Raw genomic sequence first — 19421 nt, 5'->3', positions numbered from 1 at the left:
AGTTTTTTTACGTAAAAACTGTTTTTTTTATTTTTAAGTGATAAAATGAAAGAGAATAAAATATAAAGAGGAGTGTTAAAAATGAAGAAAAAAGTCTTAACATCCGTTTTATTATCGGCATTAGTTTTAACGCCGCTAGTTGGTTTTAACCAAGCTTTTGCAGAAGAAGCTAAAGCAGATATTAGTGTTGCTGAGGTTAAAGAAGATGCACAACCTGTTACTGTTAAATATGTAGATAAAAGTAGTGGTGTAGAAATCGCTGAACATTTAGTGTTGAAGGGCGATTTAGGCACTAGATTTGTTGTGGAACAAAAAGAAATTGAAAATTACGATTATATTGGCTCAAACGAAGCTTTAGAAGGTGTCTTCACAGCACAAGAACAAGTTGTTACCCTGGCTTATGAGAAAAAAGAGGTTCCTGTTGCTAAAGGTACTCTAACTGTTGAATATGTGGATGAAGCTGGCAAAGCTATTTCAGACACAGAAACTAAAACAGAAAATGTAGGAACTGCTTATAATATTCCGACTAAAGAGATTAAAGGTTATACTTTTAGTAAAGTAAAAGAAGGAAATCAAGTAGGAACATTTACAGAAGCAGCACAAAAACTTGTTTTAGAATATAAAAAAGACATAAAGAAAAGCTCTGTGACAGTAAAATATGTTGATGAAAACAATAAAGAAATTAAAAAGTCAGTAATTTATTCAGTTAGTGAAGGTGAAAAAGTAGCTCTTGATGAATTTAAAATTGAAGGTTATGAGTTTGTTTCTGGTCCATCAGAAGTAGATTATAAAGAAACCCCACAAACTGTCACTCATCGCTACAAAAAAATAAAACAAGGACCATACATTAAAGATGGTAGCTATGTGAAAATTAGTAAAAAAGGTTACAGTACATATTCTAATTTTGACTGGAAACAAAAAGATTCAAGTTCAAATTTATATGGAAAAATGTTTGAAGCAAGAGGTAGATATGAACATGCCAATGGTGCGACTTATTATTCATTATATGATAATAAAGGTGAATGGTATGGTTATATAAATTCAGATGCTACCACAAAAGCTGCTCCAGAAGGTCCTTATATTTCAGATGGCCGTATTGTGAAAGTAACTAATAAAAATTATGCTAGTTGGTCAAATTTTAATTGGGATAAGAGAAATGACGGTAGTGAATTATTTGGAAAAACTTTCAAAGCAAGAGGCAGATATGAACACTTTAATGGTAATACATACTACTCATTATATGACGCTAAAGGAAAGTGGTATGGTTATATTAACAAAGCTGCAGTGAGTAATGGAGAAGAGCAAGGTAGTTATATTTCAGATGGTAGTTATGTGAAAATTAGTAAAAAGAATTACTCTATGTGGCAAAATTTTAACTGGAATAAAAAAGGATCGACTAATGATGTTTACGGAGAAACACTACAAGCAAAAGGTAGATATGAACATTTTAATGGATCAACTTATTATTCATTATATGATGTAAAAGGAGTTTGGTATGGTTACCTAAACGTAGATGCAACAACTCCTGCAGTCCCACAAGGCGAGTATATTTCAGATGGTAGTTATGTAAAAATTGAAAAACTTGGTTATAATATATTTAGTGATTTTAATTGGACCGTACGTAATACTAGCGATGCATTAAGAGGAGATACATTTAAAGCCAAAGGTCGCTATGAACATATTAATGGAAATACTTATTACTCAATGTATGATGCAAAAGATAATTGGCAAGGATATGTTGATGCTAAAGCGGTTAGTATTGTAACTAATCCAGAAGGTAACTACATAAGAGATGGCCGGTATGTGACTGTCGATAAAAAAGGTTACAATGTTTGGTCAAACTTTAACTGGAAGTTTAGAAATAAAAGTGAAGAATTAATGGGTGTAACGCTTGAAGCAAGAGGCAGATATGAACATGCTGATGGGAACACATATTATTCACTGTATGATTTAGGTGGTGTATGGCAAGGTTACTTAGATGCCGCTGCAACAACGTCAACAAAAGCAGAAGGTAAATATATTTCAGATGGTAGCTATGTTAAGGTTAGTAAAAAAGGTATAGATGTTTATTCAAACTTTAATTGGACTGTAAAAAGTAAGAGTGACAGTTTGTTTGATAAAGTATATCAAGCAAGAGGTAGATATGAACATGCTAACAAAACTACTTACTATTCTCTTTATGATAATGCTGGTGTATGGCAAGGCTATTTAGAGGCTGGTGCAGTATCAAAAATTACTAGTCCACAAGGCGAATATATTTCAGATGGTCGTTATTTCAAAGTAAGTAATAAAGGGTTTGATGTTTGGGGTTCTTTCAAAGAAAATAAAATAAATACATCAGATCAATTGTATGGAAAACTTTATCAAGCTCGTGGTAGATATGAGCATGTTAACGGAAATACTTATTATTCACTATATGATAATGATGGTAAATGGCAAGGCTATGTAGATGGAAGAGCGGGACTTTTAACAAAGGCTCAGGGACCATACATTTCAGATGGTAGTTTTGTAACGATTACTAGTAAAAACTATAATATTTATTCAAACTTTGATTGGAAAGTTGTTATGAAAAGTTCACAAGTCTACGGAAAAACGTTTAAGGCTCGTGGACGTTACCAACATTTTAATGGAAATACCTATTATTCATTGTTTGATGGAGAAAAATGGATTGGCTATATTAACGCAGATGCTGCTAAATTAAATAATTAAATCTTAATATTATAAGAGAAAGGGGATACGATTTAAAACGTGTCTCCTTTTCCTTTTTACGTATAAAATAATTAAAAACGGACACGATACCAACTTATAAAAAATAACGTTTGTAGTATAAAATTTGCTATTTATGTTTAAAAGACCTTTACAGAACAAGCTTAAAAGGTTAATATTAATATGATTAGGTATCGAAAAAATTAATTAGATAAGTGGAGTGTTTTGCTACTGAAAGGGGGACAGTATCTATGTTTTTGGATGAACTAAACATAGATGTTCAGATATATCAAGAAGAAACAAAAAAACCAAATACCTCAAGTATTGTGTTAGTTCCGTTACAAAATAATAGTGAGGTAATCAATCAATTATTATTAAAATGGTCTGACAGAGAAGGTCAATTAAGTCAAAAAGCTATTGATGATGCATCACAAGCGGTATTTAAAGAATGGGGCAGAATTTTTCCATTATATAAAATAGAAAGAGCCTTTTTTGACATTTCTTCAAGAGGAACTGTTGAAATTTATGTTACATTTGATGCATCAAATATCTTTTCTAATACACAAATTAGAAATATAAAAAAAACAATCTCTGATTTATTATCAAAAGAGCTGAAAAAAGCATCAGAAGCACCTTCTAGTATGGTAGAAGATCGCAGAAGACCGCGGGCAGAATCAACACATTTAAACAATCAAGCAAACTTAGCACAACAAAAATTAAGTGATGCTGAAAAAACACATAGAAGAGTAGAGCTCGATTTAAGAGAGCGATTCAATACCTTAAAAAGAGAAAATAATGAATTACAAATGGCTTTGCAACAAAGTAAAGCTGACGAATTAGCGCAAAAAGAAACAATAGGTCATTTAACGCTTCAAATGGAAAGACAACAACGTACATTGTCAGAGTTATCTGAAGGCAAAAATGCTAGAGATGCTGAGGCAGAAGATCGTTATCGTCAACTGCAAGAACAATTAGATGATATGAATTATAAATTACGTCAAAGTGGTCAAGATTTGTTGGAAAAACAACGTGAAATTCAACAATTACAACAAGTAGTTGCTGATAATGAACGTTACGTAGATGGCTTACAATCTGATTACGATCAATTAAGAGAGTCTAATAATGCTCAAGTTGAGCAATTATTACAAGAAAATGACGTCTTAAAAGCCGATGTAATTTCTTATCAAAATGATGAATTAAACGGCAAGCAAGAAGTTCAAGCGATCAGAAATGAATTACGTCAACTTTCTTTGGAAAAAGAAAATACGCAAGAAGAATTAACACAGAAATTACAAAGAATTGAATATGAGAACAGTGAATTAAGAACTGTTTTAAAAGAAAATCAAGTCTTTGAAGATAAAACGCAACAAGAGTTAGTTTCAGCAACAAGAGATCTTAATGAAACGCGTGAAAATTTAAAACGTTTAGAAACAGAGAGCTCATTGTTAACTCATGAATGGGAATCACGTTATCAAAAAGTAGTAACCGAAAAAGATGAGTTAGCTAGTGCATATAACACTAGTCGTCAAATGGAAGTTGAACGTCAAAATGAATTAATTCAGCTAAAAGATCGTTTGATGGTTTTAGAACAAAACTTACAACAAGCAGGTTTAGAACAACAACGTGTTGTTACTAAATGGGAAACAAGAGTTGCTGATGAAGAACGTGAAAAAGAACGCATCTTACAACAAGCAAATATCGAAAAAGAACAATTTTCTAGAAATAAAGAACAAGAAATCCAACGTTTATCAGAGCGTTTAGAACAACAACAAAAATTAGTAGAAAAATTAATGGCTACTAATTCAGAAACACAATCTAGTTGGCAAGAAAATTACCAACTATTGGAAACAAACTATAAAAACGCACGTGAAAAATCAAATCAATTAGAGCAAGAAATTACTCGATTGATGCAAGAAAATCAGCGTTTAGAACAACGGGTTGCAGGCATGGAGAATAGACCAGTTGCTGTAACTACACCTAGACCTGCTGTTACACCAATTGTTGAAGCACCAGTTATAGAAGAAGTTATTGCACCTACATTAGAAGAAATTATCCAGACACCAGTTGTGACAGTTGATTCCGTTCAACAAGAGATTGATAATGAAGTTGCCGATCTTGAAAGCAGCAAAGTGTTGGATGCTAAAATGGAAGACATTGCGTATGAAGAAGATTCTTACTATGATGAAGAAGAATCAGATGATGACTACGACTATGATTACGAAGAAGATTCTGAATCAGATGACGAGTATGGCTATGATGATGATTACGATTACGAAGATGATTATGATGAGTATGGTTATGATGATGACTACGATTATGATGAAGATGAAGACGACGAATATAGTGAAGTAGATGATTTAATTGGCTACGATGCAGAAACGATTCGTGAAGATGTTGAGGAGTTACTAGATAGTTCTGATGAAGAAGGAACAGAAAAAATCTCTAAAAAAGATTTTGTTGTTTTTGAAGAACAATTAGATAGCTTGAAACGTCGTGTAGACAAAACAGAAGATGTTGAATTTAAAACATTTGTTTTACCAAAAATGAAAAAATTCAATAAATTCAAAAATAAATTTGAAGAAGATGTTAAAGCACCAAAACTGTTCTCTCGTAAATATAAGATTGAAACAGGAACATTTAATCAATTAAAAGCATACGTTTTAATGAGTCGCCATTTGGAACTTCTTGCAGGTGAAGATGAAGACGACGATTATGATTATGGTTACGATGATGACTATGATTATGATTATGACTATGAATAAGAATTTCAAAAGTAATCTAGAGATTTGTTTTCTAGGTTACTTTTTCTATAAGGAGAAATAAAAATGAAACAAACAATCCCTTAACTATCCACCCACCCGTTGGTCCTTACGTACATCAAGTAATTAATACAGGTGTGGGATTGAAATGGCTTACGCTTTCTGGACAAATTGGCATGACAAAGGAAAAAAGTATTCCGGAATTAGCATCAGAGCAATTAAAATTAGCCTTTAAAAATATTCAATCTAATTTAAATATGGCAGAAATGAGAGTCAAAGATTTAGTAAAGGTAACGATTTATTTGGTAGATGATATTCCATTAGAAGAGAGAAGTACGATTATAAATGATTTTTTGCAAGGCGAAGAAACAACTATGACACTGCTTTACGTGAAAGGTTTAGCTAATCCAAAATTAAAAGTTGAAATTGATGTGATAGCATGTCGTTAAAGGTAGGTTACAATGAAGAGACTAGCTAAGAAGTTAGTTTCTTTTTAAATACCATTTGACTGACCGTCAGTCAAATGGTATTCTTTTAAAAGAGAATGATTCTCATTCTCTTTTTTTATTTCAATAGTTTCCGCATATTTGCCGGCGAAAATGTGTTTTCAGGAAGCTGTAATATTTGAGCGTATAAAGGTAATGAGAAAGTAATTCGTTTGTTTCGAAGTGCTAAATTATCACCGTATATGGATGTTTCTACCCATGAATGAAAAGAAGTAAAAATAAATTCTGCCATCAATGTGGAATTATCAATATCAAATTGTTTATTTTGAGTGCCTTCTAAAAGCCACTTCTCTATAAAAGGAACAAATTGCTCTGTCATTTGAATTCTTAGTTTTTGTCTTAGAACAGCATTGTCATCATTTTTTAAATAGTTAAAAGCAAAAACATGTTCCAAAGGATCGTCTAATTCAGATAAAAAGAACCAGACTATTTTTTGAAGTGGGGACCACTTAAGATTATTATCAACCTGTTGATAAATTACTTTAAGTGGAGCTAGTTGAGAAGTGATAACAGCATCTGCTAAGTTATCTTTTGTCTCAAAGTGATAAAACAAGGTTCCTTTTGCTACCTTTGCAGTTTTAGCAATGGTAGTAGTGGTTACATTGTTGAATCCATTCTCCATAAAAAGTATTTCTGCTACTTGGATGATTTCTTTTTTTCTGTCTTCGGCAGTTTTTATTGTTCGGCTCATAGGTAATTCTCCAATCATCATAATAAAAAGGGGTTTATTTTAATGTTAAAAAAAATAGTCATTAATGTCTTTCTTATTGTATCATGTTTTGTCTTTTCTGGTTGCCACACGCAATCTGAGGCAAATAATAAAAGTGTAGATAAAGGATACAACTTTAATACGTTAACTTTAGAAGGTGAAAAAGTAACACAACATGTTTCAAAATCACCAGAGAAAGTATTAGTTATTGGTGAAAAAAATGCTGAGAGATTAATTTATTTTGGCTTGGAAGAAAGAATTGAAAGTGTTGCTTATTTGGAGTCTAATGATAATAAAAAAATAAAAGATATTCCTATTTTGGCTAAAGAATGGCCATCAAAAGAGTCGGTAGTTACGCTAAAACCAGATTTGATTTATGGTATATCAACGGCTTTTCAAAAGGACAGATTAGGTGATTTTTCTTTTTGGAATGACCAACATATTGCTATTGGAACAACGTCTAATTATAAAAATGGTATTAGCCCAGCCAACTATTTTTCGGAAATAAAAGAACTTGGCGACATATTTAATATAGAAAAAACAACGACTAATTTTATTAAAGAACAAAAGAGGAATATTGAAAAATTAACAAAAAATCAACAAGAGATTAGTGCGGATAAAGTGATGTTTATTGCAAGTGATGGTCGTGGAAATTATTACTATTATCCAGATGAATATAGTTTAGTTGATGATGTTGTTTGTGATCTAGGTGGTAATTATCTTGATTTAGGTGACCAAGTTTTAACGTTATCTCATGAAAGTCTGATGAAAATTAATCCAGATAGAATTATTTTTACAACATTCATGAAAAGTGCTTCTGACGAATCAGGCATGAAATGGCTAGAGGATTCCTCTTTAAAAAATGTTACAGCTATTAAGCAAAATAAATTATTAGAAGTAAACTATGATGATGCAATTCGTGGAAATGAAAATATCAGCAATCTTTATCAAGAAATTAATCATTTTCTTGTAGAAAATACTAAGGAGAAATGAGTAACATGAGGAAACCGTATTATCGAACTCTTCTTATTTTATTTGGTTTATTTCTACTTAGTATTTGTTTAGCACCTCTCATAGGTCAGATAAAATTGACTGAGATTCAGTGGATTGAAAGCTTTGAAAGTTTAAAAAATGGCACTTTTGAGCAAACAGAAATTTATTTATTACTAAAATTAAGGCTGCCAAGAATTATTGCTGCTTTAATTACAGGAGCAGGACTAGCAGTTGCGGGTTTAGTGATGCAAGCGTGTATTCAAAATCCTTTAGCTGATCCGTACATACTGGGTGTTTCATCAGGAGCCACGGCAGGCGCGACGTTTGCCATTGTAATATTACCAACAGTCATTATGAGTCACTTCTCTTTAGTTATCGCTCTAAGTGCGTTTATTGGAGGGATTATGACGACATGTTTAATTTTGAGATTAGCTCGTATTTTTCAAAGTCAATTAATTATTTTGATATTAATTGGTGTTGTCATAAATTCTGTGTGTCAGGCGTTAACTTCCTTATTTATATATCAAGCACCAAATTCTGAATATGTTAAAAGTGCGACATATTGGACAATGGGAAGTTTAGTGGGAATTGGAGGTACTCAATTAATATTAATGGGGATAACATTGCTTATATCTGTTACCTATTTTTTTAAAAAGGCGTATGTTTTAGACTTACTTCTTTTAGGAAATGAGCAAGCTAAATCGTTAGGTATTGATAGTAAAAAATATCAAAAAAAAATGATGTTGGCATCTGCATTTTTAACGTCCATTTTAGTTTCTCAAACAGGTGTTATTGGTTTTGTAGGCTTAATTGTCCCTCACTTAGCAAGAAAATTAGTGGGCAATAGACATCAATTGGTGATTTTAGTCTCATTACTTTTAGGTAGCATTTTATTAGTTTGGGCAGATTGTTTAGCAAGAACGTTAGTTAAAAATAGTGAGCTACCAATAGGTGTTGTCACGTCATTAATTGGCGCTCCTTTATTCTTTATGATTATTATGGATAAATACAAAGAGAGGGTCTCAGCATGATATTAGAAGCTAAGAATATAACGTTTCAAACAAAAGATGGAAGAAAAATTGTTGATAGTATTAATCTTGATGTAGCAAATAAAAAGTCAGTCGGTATTATCGGTATGAACGGTTGTGGAAAAACAACATTATTGAAATGTCTGGCAAATTTATATGAAGAAGCCACAGGTGATATTCATTTTTTGGAGAAAAATATTAAAGAATACTCTAAAAAAGAATTAGCACAAAAAATGGCTATGATGCATCAAGTAAATTATTTCCCATTTGATTTTACGGTTAGAGAAATTGTTGAAATGGGACGGTATCCCTTTAATGAAGGGAAGTTAAACCAGTCTTCAGAAGATGTTCAGTATATTGAGAGTGTTATGAATTTACTTCAATTAAATGATAAAAAACAAGCTTTATTCTCAACATTATCAGGAGGGGAAAAACAGCGGGTGTTATTAGCACGTGCTCTGGCTCAAACACCAGAATTATTGATTTTGGACGAGCCTACCAATCATCTGGATGTCTATCAACAAAAATTACTTTTAAGATTAATTAAAGACTTAAATATCACGACTTTAAGTGTTTTACATGACCTGAACTTGGCCTATGAGTTTTGTGATGAAATTTATATGTTAAAGAGCGGAACAGTTAAATATCACGGGAAAACAAGTGATGTTATGACAGAGGATACAATCAAAGAAGTATTCAACATAGATGTGGCATTAGTTACTAGTCCAGAATCTAAAAAGAAACATATTGTGATTCTTTAAGAAAGAAGGAAGTTACATGAATAAGTTAACCAAAGGCGAATGGTTAAGACTAAGTATTATTTTTTTGCCGAATTTGATGATTTCGTTAAATACCTATATGCTCCAAGTAGCACTTCCAGAAATACAACACACATTGGGAGTTCCTTTTAACGATGCTCAATTTATTTTGACAGGCTACTCGTTAGGTCTTGCAACGTGTTTAATTATTAGTAGTTTTCTTGGTAATCGCTTAGGTCAAAAAAAAGTATTGCTTGGTGGTGTGCTGTTATTTTTAATCTTATCGATCATTGGTGGAAGCACAACAAGTGCTAATTTATTAATCATGGTAAGAATTGGACAAGGTGTTTCTGGTGCATTGATTCAACCTCAAGTGATGGTATTGATGAGGGAGGGTTTTTCAAAGGAAAAACAGCCGATTATTTTTTCTGTTTATGGAATGGTGATTGGTTTAGGATTTACCTTTGGTTTACTTTTAGGTGGTTTGATTATGGAATGGAATTTTTTTGGCCTTGGTTGGCGTAATATTTTTTATTTTAATATTCCTATTTGTTTAATCATTTTGTGTTTGAATTATTTGATACCTAGAAAAGTTCCTATGACAACTTCATCTCTAGATATTCCAGGCAGTTTTCTTTTAATGCTCGGCAGTTTCGTTTTGGTCTATCATATTATTTATTTTTCAGGTGTGGAATCTAGTGTTTTTATTGTGATTGGTTTAGTTATATTACTTATTTTTTGGCAAACGGAACAAAAAAGAAAACAGGATCAAAAAAATGTGTTAGTTGATTTTTTGGTGTTTAAGGAAGTTGATTTTTTTAAAGGAATTATGAGTGTTTTTAGTGTGTACATGAGTATGTTTGGGTTTTTCTTTTTAATAACATATTATGCACAATTAGGCTTGAGTAAAACGGTATATGAAACAGGCTTTATTTTCTTACCCTTAGGAATTGGTTTTACAGTTGCGTCAATCACTTCTTCAAAATGGTTGAAACGACTTGGTAATCGATTATTAATGATTGGAACGGTTGGAATGATAGTCAGTATTCTTTTGTTAATGATCACGCTGATTTTGCAACCAGATCTGTATGCGCCATTTAATTTATTGCTTCTTTGTTTGTACGGTATTTTTTTAGGAATAACAACAACACCTTTGATTGGCATTATTTTGATGAAAGTTTCATCTGATTTTAGTGCATTAGCGTCATCGATTATCAATATGATGATGTATTTTTCCAATATTATTGGTGTAGCGTTTATTGGAGGTTTTTTTAAGCGAGTTGAGTATAATACTCATAGTTATTTAAACGCGTTCCAATTGGCTTTGATTGGGGTTATTATTTGTCTATTGTTAACAGCTATTTGCTTTTATTCATTATTTCATAGAAAAAGGAACTCTGCGTATTAAGCAGGAGTTCCTTTTTCGATTGCATATTTAATAAGTAGAGGTGAGAAAAGAGTTGTTAAAATGATAGCCACGACGATGGCTGAGTAATGAGCTTCACTGACTAAGCCAATGTTTTCTCCCATCTTAACAATAATTAGCGCCATTTCACCTCGAGAAACCATTCCTGCACCAATGATAAGAGATTGGCTGCGGTCAAGTTTAGTAATTCGACCTCCTAGATAGCCTCCGATTAATTTAGTTAATGTTGCTAAAAGAGTAAAGACGATGATTAAAACAGCATATTCTTTAAAGGCTGATAATTCAATATCAAGACCGATTGAGACAAAGAACACTGGAATAAATAAAGAGTAGCTGATAACAGAGACATTATGCTCTATGTCGTGTTTTCCTTCTTGTTTTGACATAAGTAATCCGATAAAGAAAGCACCAATAACATCACTCATCCCCACTTTTTCTGAAAGGATAGCAAAAGCAAAACAAAGAACAAGAGCAAAAGCCGTTTCAACTTCAACAGCAACAATTTTTTTTACCGATGCTAAAAGAGGTTTAAGAATAAATTTGGCAAAAACGAAAAGTCCTAAGAAAAATAAGATTTTTGTACCAAGTAAATCCCAAATGAAACCAACTCCCATGCTAGATGAACCCTCATCCATGTTTAAAAAGGCACTGAACAAGCTAACAATTAAAACAACAGCAATATCATCTACTACCGCTGCACCTAGAGTAACTGATCCTTCAGCGGTATCGAGACGTTTGTATTCTTTTAACACTTGAACAGAGATACTAACAGACGTGGCACTAAAGATAACACCAATAAATAGTGCTTCTTTCCATGAGATATCAAACAAGTGAGCTGCGCCACTTAAGAAAAACATGGGCATTAAAATACCAAATAAAGCAACTAAGACAGAAGGTGTTAAATACTTTTTAAGCTTGTCTAAATCACTTTCTAATCCTGCTAAAAACATTAATAATATAACACCAACTTCAGCAAAAATAGAAATAATTTCAGTGTGCATAACAAGGCCAAGTAGGGCAGGTCCTAAAATGACACCAGTTAAAAGTTCACCAATTACAGCTGGAATGCCGATTCGAGAGCAGAGATGTCCAGCAAGCTTTGTTCCAATAATAATTAAAATCAATGATGTTAATAATTCCATTAACAAATGAATCACTCCTTAAAAAAATTCCAAAAAAAGACGCATGCCAAGGCAATTCTTCCCGCCCTGAAAGAAATCACCTTGAAGCATACGCCCAACCTTGAATTATTATATCTCTTATTTTGACACATTTTTTTTATTTTATCAAATATTTTACTAGTTTACTTTAATATCGAAAGTTTCTCCAAGAGCTTCAATGCGATTTTGCCACTCTTGTTGTGTCATATTATTTTCAACAATGTAACGGTTGCGCTCATGGACACGGCATTCATGAGAACAGCCTCGAACATGCTTGTGTTCGTTTTCTTCAGAACATAGTATTTGTCGATTACATTCTGGGTTAGCGCAGTTAACGTATCGTTCTGAAGGAGTACCATCAAACCAATCACGTCCAACGATGACAGGATTCACATGGTTAATAGGTACGCTGATACGTTCATCAAAGACGTACATTGTTCCATCCCATAACTCGCCCTGAACTTCCGGATCACGGCCATAAGTGGCAATCCCACCATGAAGTTGCCCAACGTCTTTGAACCCTTCACGAACTAACCAACCGGAGAATTTTTCACAGCGAATTCCTCCAGTACAATAAGTAACGACTCGTTTGTCCATAAACTGTTCTTTGTTATCTCTAATCCATTGGGGTAGTTCTCTGAATGAGCGAATATCAGGACGAACGGCTCCTTTAAAGTGTCCTAAGTCGTATTCGTAGTCATTACGAGCATCTATAACAACGGTATCTTCATCAAGAATAGCTTCTTTAAACTCTTTTGGAGAAAGATAGTCTCCAGTTAATTCAAGTGGATTAATATCATCTTCAAGAGATAAGGAAACGAGTTCTGGACGAGGTCGAACGAACATTTTTTTGAATGCTTGTTCATCAGCTGGATCGATTTTAAAGAAAGTATCTTTGAATCGTTCGTCTGCATGCATATGGGCGATGTATTTTTCAGTATCTTCAGTTAACCCAGATAAAGTACCATTAATTCCTTCATTCGCTACTAACACGCGTCCTTTTAGATTAATTGATTTACAAAAGTCCAAGTGTTCTTTCGCAAATTCTTCTGGATTTTCTAATGGGACATATAAATAATATAATAAAACTTGATATTTTGACAACGCCAATTCCTCCTCTAGTTTGTACCAAACTATTATAATTTAGACCTGAATAAAATAGCAACTTAAGTGCTTTATTCACAAATTTAAGGTATATTATTAAGTAATTAAAGTATTGACGTGTCCTTTTTTTTCGGATATGTTACTTAGAGTAAGAAGTGATGGCTATAATAAGGAGTACAATAGTATGATATGGAAAGAATTAAAGAAACAATGGCGATTTATGGATGGTGTAGTAATCGCGAGTCTTGTTGTTTTATCTTTTGTTCCTTTAGTTGTTTTTTCAATGAATCACAAAGAAAATTCGGCAAAAGAAGGAAATATTGCAATTATCTCGATTGATGGTGAGGAAGTCGATCGATTTGTTTTAAATGAAGAAACAAAGCATAAAGAAAAAACCTATTATCCAGGTAAAGATAAATATAATATTGTTGAGATGGAAGGAACTAAAATCCGAGTGAAAGAAGACAACAGCCCAGATCAAATTGCTGTTCGTACAAGTTGGATTAGTAAACCTGGTCAGACGAGTATTTGTTTACCTCATAAATTAGTAATTGAAATAGTGTCAGGGAAATCATCTGATGAAAAAGAAGAAGACGATGATATGATTATTACCTATTAGGAGTAAGAGAATGATAAGAAAAGTAACAAAACGTAACTACCTAGAGCAAATTCATGAACTAGGTAGTTACGCATTTAATTTATCTCACAGTAATGAGACAAGAGAAATTTATTTAAAGCGAAATGAATGCGTTAACAATTATGTTGATGAAGTAGATGGTCAAGTAATAAGCCAAATGGTTAGTCTTCCGTTTCAGGTAACGATTAATCATCGGGTAATGAAAATGGCAGGAATTGGAGATGTGGCAACTTATCCAGAAGCGCGTGGAACGGGTAGTATTCGCTTATTATTTGAAACTATTTTTAATGATTTACACGAAAACAAAACAGAAGTCTCCTACTTAGCTCCATTTTCTCAACCTTTTTATCGTAAGTTTGGCTATGAAAATGTGTTTGATTATGAGGAGACAAGAATTCCAGCAGAGATTATGAGACAAATAAAACCTGAGAAATCTGGAAGAATTGAGCGTGTTTTATGGCAGGACAAACTAGCTCAAGAGACAATTAAAAAATTATATAAAGAAACGCTAGAAACTCATAATGGTAGTTTAGTAAGAGAAGATTTTTGGTGGGATTTTACTTTAAATTTTAATGAAGGAAGAAAATTAGCTATTGCTTATGATGAGAACAATCAAGCTTGTGGCTATCTTATTTATGGCTTGATTGGAACGGCTGAATTTATGATCTATGAGATGAGTTTTACAACCCTTTTTGGTTTAAAGAAATTAATGACATTTGTATCATCTCATAGTGGTAGTTTCTCTGAATTTGTATCGACCAATATAACAGATAGCAGAATAATAGCTTTATTTCCAGATACGAAAGCTATTACTAGAAAAACACATAGTCATATGATGGCGAGAATTGTGAATTTTAAAGAATTTATTGAAGCATTTAGTTTTAAGGAGTCTCTTTTAGAGAAAATAGTCTTTTTAAGGGTAGAAGATACTAATTGTTCATGGAATAATGGAGTATTTAAATTAACAATAAATCAAGGCAGAGCAACATGTGAAAAAATAGAAACAAATGACTTAGTTGATTTTAGTGGAACAATTCAAAGATGGACACAAGTCTTTTTAGGAAAACAAACGCTAGAGCAAGCAATTTGGATGGAACAGATTCATTCAACCAGTGAAAAAACAGACTTTTTAACATCTTTCAAACTAAATACGCCCCATCTTTATGACTATTTCTAAAGACTATTGGACCAAATTTTTGAGTTGAATATTTAATATTAGGAGTGAGGAAATGATAAGAAAAGTATCAGAGCGTCAAGATATTGATAAAACACGTAGATTGGCAAGTTATGCTTTTAATGCAAATCATACGGACGTGCAAAAAGAAGAATTCTTAATCAAGGGCAAGTACATCGATAACTATGTTGAAGAAATTGGTGGCAACGTAACAAGCCAAGTCATCAATCATCCTTATGAAGTGAGTGTTAATGGTCAAGTAATGACAATGGCAGGGATTGTTGATGTAGCTAGCTATCCAGAGGCAAGGGGAACTGGGAGCATTAGTCGTTTGTTTGAATTTGCTTTCAATGATTTGTATGAAAGAGGCACAGAACTTTCTTACTTGGCTCCTTTTTCACAACCTTTTTACCGAAAGTTTGGCTACGAAGTTGTTTTTGATGTGGAAGAAACTTATATCCCAACACATGTTATTCAGCAAGTGAAACAAGAGAAAAAAGGTTATACAAAACGTGCTTTTTGGGAAAATGAAGAAGATCAAAAAATAGTAAAAGAAATTTACCGAAAAACATTAGGAACTCACAACGGTAGTTTATTGCGAGAGGATTATTGGTGGGATTTTGAATTTAAGTATTTTGAAGGAAAAAGACTGGCGATAGCTTATGATGAGAATAATCAAGCATGTGGGTACATTAATTACAGTTTGATTGGTTTTACTGAGTTTAAGATTAATGAATTGGCTTATACAAGTATGTTTGCTTTAAGAAAGTTGATGACATTTGTTGCTTCTCATAGTGGAAGTTTTCCAATGTTTGTTGCTAAAAATATTGATGTGAAAATGGTTTCAGAGTTATTTACAGAAACGATGTCTATTAGACGTAAAAAACAAACAGATATGATGGCTCGTATTCTTGATTTTGAGCGATTTATTACAAAATTTAAGTTTAAAAAAATAGCTCAAAAAAAGACGCTATTTATAGAAATTGAGGATACTAATTGTGATTGGAATAACGGTATCTTTCAGTTAGAAATAAAGAATGGTCAAGCAACGTGTGAAAAAGTAGAAAGGGATAAGGCTGATTACAGAGGTACTATTCAGAGATGGACACAAGTTTTCTTAGGAAAACACACAGTGAAAGATGCTATTTGGGGAGAATTTCTTGAATTTACGGGAACAGATGATGTATTATCAACCTTGATTGAGCCGAACATACCCTATTTATATGATCATTTTTAGTAAATAAAGAATGCTATCAATTGAGGTAGCATTTTTTATTTATTTTATATGAATATATTTGTTGAATTATTCATGAATGTATGATATTTTATATTCATAAAGAAAAGAAAGGAAGCTGGCAATGTCTAAGCGATTTTCTGATGAAGATATCAAAGAGATTAAAAGTAAACTTCAAAAAACTTGTGAGGAAAGTTGGCGAGTTAGAGGCTATAAGCAAACTAATATTCCTTTATTAACAAAAGCGGTGGGGATCTCTTCTGGAGCTTTTTACTTAGTCTATAAAAGAAAAGAAGATTTATTTGTCGATGTGTTAGACAACGTTCAAGATAATCTATTAGTGACTTGGTCTAGTTATATTGAAAAAGATGAAAACAAAATTGAAGGATTTAAAAAGGGCTTGCAATGGTTATTTCATGAGTATCAAACGTATCCAAATCTTTATGATATGAATAGCCCTGAGTATGATCTGTTTTTAGCAAAACTCCCCAAAAATAAAGTTGAAAAACTGATGCAAAAAAGTTATGACATATTTGAAAAGGCAATCAGTCAATCAAAACTTGTACTGCTTTTACCTGAGGAAGAAGTTATTGATATTATTCACTCCATCTTATTTCTATCATTAGTAGATAGGGATACGCTTAGGGGGACTGAAAATACCTTTAATTTTTTATTAGACCATACATTATATGATCTATTTAAAGAGGAGGATTAAGATGATGATTCAAAGACTGTTTGAGTTTAGAATAGACATTCTTAGTGCTTTTATCATAAATATTTACATAGTTATGAGTGTCGCTGCAGCTATTTTTATTATTAGTAGTTTGGTGTTGTTAGCAAAGAGAGATCGTCGCAGTAAGTGGTTGGGATTAATTGGATGTTTATTATTAGTTAATCCTTTGATTTATTTTTTTACTAACTAAAAAGGAGTGGGGAAAATGATTCAAAGTATTAACAGAACAATTGATAAAGTCAATAAAAGAATAGGGGTAAATATGACCTTACAAACTATTTCTAAAGAACTACTAGAATTTAATGAAATGACTAACACGGTGACTGCTGTGACGTGTTTATCGATAGGATTATTAATGTCTTCCAAAGTGCTGACTGGTGTGGGTGTCGTTGCTAGTATTGGGGCAAGTATAGCTCATATAGAAAAGAAAAAATTTGTATAAAATGAATTAGAAACAGAAGAGGTAGATTGGACGTTAAAGGATAGTTATCAAAACTATTTTTTAGCTGATAATTCTTTATTGAAATGACAACGAGCCATTAGTTATAAGAGAATAGTAAAAAATATGGTAAAAAGAACCCCCAAAAAATAAAAACATATCACAACACAAATACATTAAGCAACAAGTTCTTTTATCTATATCCTTTTTCTTTTTTTATACTAGTGAAACAACTATCTCCCCAAAGATAAAAATGAAGTAAATAGCCATTACTTCTCTGTTTTTAAGATAAAAGAGATTGTGTTAAGGATCTCTTGAATAAAAATAAAAGAAACGTATCTGTTTTTGATAGGTTTCTTTTTTTAATACGCAATAATCGTTAGAGCTTGAGTGAATTCCTCTTCCAAATGAGCAAGACGATAGCTATTAAAAGACTCTTGGTGATTTCTTAAAAGACGTCTGACTTTATAAGGATTGAATGAGGTCATTAAGTTATTTTCTAACATAAAATTCTTAGTTAAGTACCACTCATAAAAGTAACCTAAAGGTCGAGCGGAATAGGTAATTTGATTCATTTTTTTGTTCTCAAATCTACGGTGAGTATGCCCGAAAATAACTTGTTGAATATTGTCATACGAATCGAAAAGTTCTCCGGTAGCTGTAGAGCCAAGAAAAGCATTAATCTGATTCCATCTTTCATACTCTCCTGTAAAATAACGAATAAATTCTTGTTTGGGAACAAAGTGAGTAGCAATAATAACTTTTTTCTTTTCCTTTTTTAATGTATCCAAAGCTAGTGAGAGTCTGTTTAAAATCTGAAAAAGTATCTCAGGATCACTTGCGTTTCGTTCAATGACTCGATCGTACCAATAGAGATTTTTAGCAGCAATGATTTTTGATTGGTCTTTTTCTAAAGCAAAACTATAATCGTACCAGCCATTGACGCCAAGTAAAACAAGTTGATCGTTTAAATCAATAAAAGTAGTATTTAAAAAATGTGGCTCAGGATACTCTTCCATCTCGTGACTATTTTTTATACTAGCCAACTCGTGATTGCCAAAATTAAAAGTGACAGATATGCCAGATTGCTCAATGAAGTGCGTGGTTGCTAGTAATCGTTCAACGGTATTGGCTGTATCTCCAGCAAGGTGTAGGTGAGTAATATGATGTCTTTTCAAAACAGTAATAAGTTGATTTAATTCTTGTTTCTCTAGTTTATTAATATCAACATGTAAGTCGCTCATAATTGCTAATTTTCCCATTTTCTCACCTCTTAAATAGTATAGCTTATCTTTTATATAGACAGAAAATTATCTGCCTAAAACAAAAAAACGACTAGCCATATGACTAGTCGAAAAAAGGAGTTGTTTATTTACTTTGGAGGAGTAAATAAATGAAAAAGTTTGTTAGGGTTTGTTTTGTTGGTATGTCTATATAATAGCGAATAAATGTGTAAAAAGTATGATAAAAAAGTAGAAAAATAAGAATTTTTTTTAAGAAATAGTAAAAAAGGTTGTAACCTTTTGATGATTATAAAGTATTAATGTCAGAGAGGTAGTTAAGATGCTAAAAAAAGCAAGGATAGTTTTAATCATAACTTGGAATAGGTGAGTAGCGACAAGTAGTGATTATTAACTATACTTGAGCAACCCATATCACGTCTTTATTGTAACTATTAGTGTCGAGATAATAAAAAGTTGTTATCAAAAAGTGAAAAAATACTCAAAAAAAAATAAAAACATATCACAACACAAACACAACAAATCACGAGTATTTTTAACTTTTCGTATATAGCGGCTAACTTTTTATTGTTAAGGAAAAAAATTAGTCTCCCCCAGAAGACTAATCATGTTAAACATTTTTTTACAATATTAGCGTAAGGTATCAACTACCTCTTTCCTTTTTAATAAAAAAACGACTAGTCACATGACTAGTCGAAAAAAGGAGTTGTTTATTTACTTTGGAGGAGTAAATAAATGAAAAAGTTTGTTAGGGTTTGTTTTGTTGGTATGCTTATATACTACTGAAGAAATGTGTATAAACTATGATAAAATT

At 32.2% G+C, this 19421-nt stretch carries 17 protein-coding genes; 13 read left to right on the top strand and 4 right to left on the bottom strand.

Annotated elements, in window-relative coordinates; translation table 11 throughout:
* Positions 1-81 precede the first annotated feature (81 nt).
* From RR554_RS07880 to RR554_RS07870, 3 genes are all read left to right on the top strand, one after another.
* Positions 82-2709 (top strand): MucBP domain-containing protein, encoded by a 2628-nt coding sequence (locus RR554_RS07880; RefSeq protein ID WP_332467760.1) that lies wholly within the window; start codon positions 82-84, stop codon positions 2707-2709.
* A gap of 248 nt (positions 2710-2957) precedes the next feature.
* Positions 2958-5468, top strand: coding sequence for a hypothetical protein (locus RR554_RS07875; RefSeq protein WP_332463673.1), 2511 nt, complete (start codon positions 2958-2960; stop codon positions 5466-5468).
* A gap of 47 nt (positions 5469-5515) precedes the next feature.
* Positions 5516-5914 carry a RidA family protein gene (locus tag RR554_RS07870; protein ID WP_332467763.1) on the top strand — a complete coding sequence of 133 codons (399 nt, stop codon included), beginning with the start codon at positions 5516-5518 and terminating at the stop codon, positions 5912-5914.
* A gap of 115 nt (positions 5915-6029) precedes the next feature.
* Here the strand turns inward: RR554_RS07870 and RR554_RS07865 are convergent, their stop codons facing one another.
* Positions 6030-6662 carry a TetR/AcrR family transcriptional regulator gene (locus RR554_RS07865; protein WP_332467759.1) on the bottom strand — a complete coding sequence of 211 codons (633 nt, stop codon included), beginning with the start codon at positions 6660-6662 and terminating at the stop codon, positions 6030-6032.
* Positions 6663-6704: 42 nt separating this feature from the next.
* On the opposite strand from RR554_RS07865, the gene RR554_RS07860 reads away from it, so the two are divergent.
* Genes RR554_RS07860 through RR554_RS07845 form a run of 4 tightly spaced genes read left to right on the top strand, consistent with a single transcriptional unit; the run spans position 6705 to position 10867 of the window.
* Positions 6705-7673, top strand: coding sequence for an ABC transporter substrate-binding protein (locus tag RR554_RS07860; RefSeq protein ID WP_332467758.1), 969 nt, complete (start codon positions 6705-6707; stop codon positions 7671-7673).
* Positions 7674-7678: 5 nt separating this feature from the next.
* The gene (locus RR554_RS07855) at positions 7679-8704 is read left to right on the top strand and encodes a FecCD family ABC transporter permease (RefSeq protein ID WP_332463676.1); all 1026 of its coding nucleotides are present in this window, start codon (positions 7679-7681) and stop codon (positions 8702-8704) included.
* The gene (locus RR554_RS07850) at positions 8701-9462 is read left to right on the top strand and encodes an ABC transporter ATP-binding protein (RefSeq protein ID WP_332463677.1); all 762 of its coding nucleotides are present in this window, start codon (positions 8701-8703) and stop codon (positions 9460-9462) included. The genes RR554_RS07855 and RR554_RS07850 overlap by 4 nt, the downstream gene beginning before the upstream one ends.
* A gap of 16 nt (positions 9463-9478) precedes the next feature.
* Positions 9479-10867 carry an MFS transporter gene (locus RR554_RS07845; protein WP_332467757.1) on the top strand — a complete coding sequence of 463 codons (1389 nt, stop codon included), beginning with the start codon at positions 9479-9481 and terminating at the stop codon, positions 10865-10867.
* On the opposite strand, the gene RR554_RS07840 is transcribed toward RR554_RS07845, so the two are convergent.
* The gene (locus RR554_RS07840) at positions 10864-12027 is read right to left on the bottom strand and encodes a cation:proton antiporter (RefSeq protein ID WP_332467756.1); all 1164 of its coding nucleotides are present in this window, start codon (positions 12025-12027) and stop codon (positions 10864-10866) included. The two genes, RR554_RS07845 and RR554_RS07840, sit on opposite strands and share 4 nt — an antisense overlap.
* Before the next feature lie 156 nt (positions 12028-12183).
* Complete coding sequence (gene trhO, locus RR554_RS07835) at positions 12184-13149, bottom strand: oxygen-dependent tRNA uridine(34) hydroxylase TrhO (RefSeq protein ID WP_332463680.1); 966 nt, start codon at positions 13147-13149, stop codon at positions 12184-12186.
* 184 nt (positions 13150-13333) lie between these two features.
* Here trhO and RR554_RS07830 point away from each other — a divergent pair, with 184 nt between their 5' ends.
* The 6 genes from RR554_RS07830 to RR554_RS07805 all read left to right on the top strand — a co-directional run bounded on the left by RR554_RS07830 (position 13334) and on the right by RR554_RS07805 (position 17369).
* On the top strand, positions 13334-13768 hold the full coding sequence (locus RR554_RS07830; protein ID WP_332463681.1) for a NusG domain II-containing protein: 435 nt from the start codon (positions 13334-13336) through the stop codon (positions 13766-13768).
* A 10-nt stretch (positions 13769-13778) separates the two neighbouring features.
* On the top strand, positions 13779-14963 hold the full coding sequence (locus RR554_RS07825; RefSeq protein ID WP_332467755.1) for a GNAT family N-acetyltransferase: 1185 nt from the start codon (positions 13779-13781) through the stop codon (positions 14961-14963).
* Positions 14964-15015: 52 nt separating this feature from the next.
* Positions 15016-16197, top strand: coding sequence for a GNAT family N-acetyltransferase (locus RR554_RS07820; protein WP_332463683.1), 1182 nt, complete (start codon positions 15016-15018; stop codon positions 16195-16197).
* Between the two features lie 121 nt (positions 16198-16318).
* Complete coding sequence (locus RR554_RS07815) at positions 16319-16909, top strand: TetR/AcrR family transcriptional regulator (RefSeq protein WP_332463684.1); 591 nt, start codon at positions 16319-16321, stop codon at positions 16907-16909.
* Position 16910: 1 nt separating this feature from the next.
* On the top strand, positions 16911-17117 hold the full coding sequence (locus RR554_RS07810; protein ID WP_332463685.1) for a hypothetical protein: 207 nt from the start codon (positions 16911-16913) through the stop codon (positions 17115-17117).
* A 15-nt stretch (positions 17118-17132) separates the two neighbouring features.
* The gene (locus RR554_RS07805; protein WP_332467754.1) at positions 17133-17369 is read left to right on the top strand and encodes a hypothetical protein; all 237 of its coding nucleotides are present in this window, start codon (positions 17133-17135) and stop codon (positions 17367-17369) included.
* 359 nt (positions 17370-17728) lie between these two features.
* Here the strand turns inward: RR554_RS07805 and RR554_RS07800 are convergent, their stop codons facing one another.
* Positions 17729-18628 (bottom strand): metallophosphoesterase, encoded by a 900-nt coding sequence (locus RR554_RS07800; protein WP_332467753.1) that lies wholly within the window; start codon positions 18626-18628, stop codon positions 17729-17731.
* Between the last annotated feature and the right edge of the window lie 793 nt (positions 18629-19421).

The organism is Vagococcus sp. (genome assembly GCF_036639995.1).
Taxonomy (GTDB): Bacteria; Bacillota; Bacilli; order Lactobacillales; family Vagococcaceae; genus Vagococcus.
This window is presented reverse-complemented; position numbering and strand designations above follow the sequence as displayed.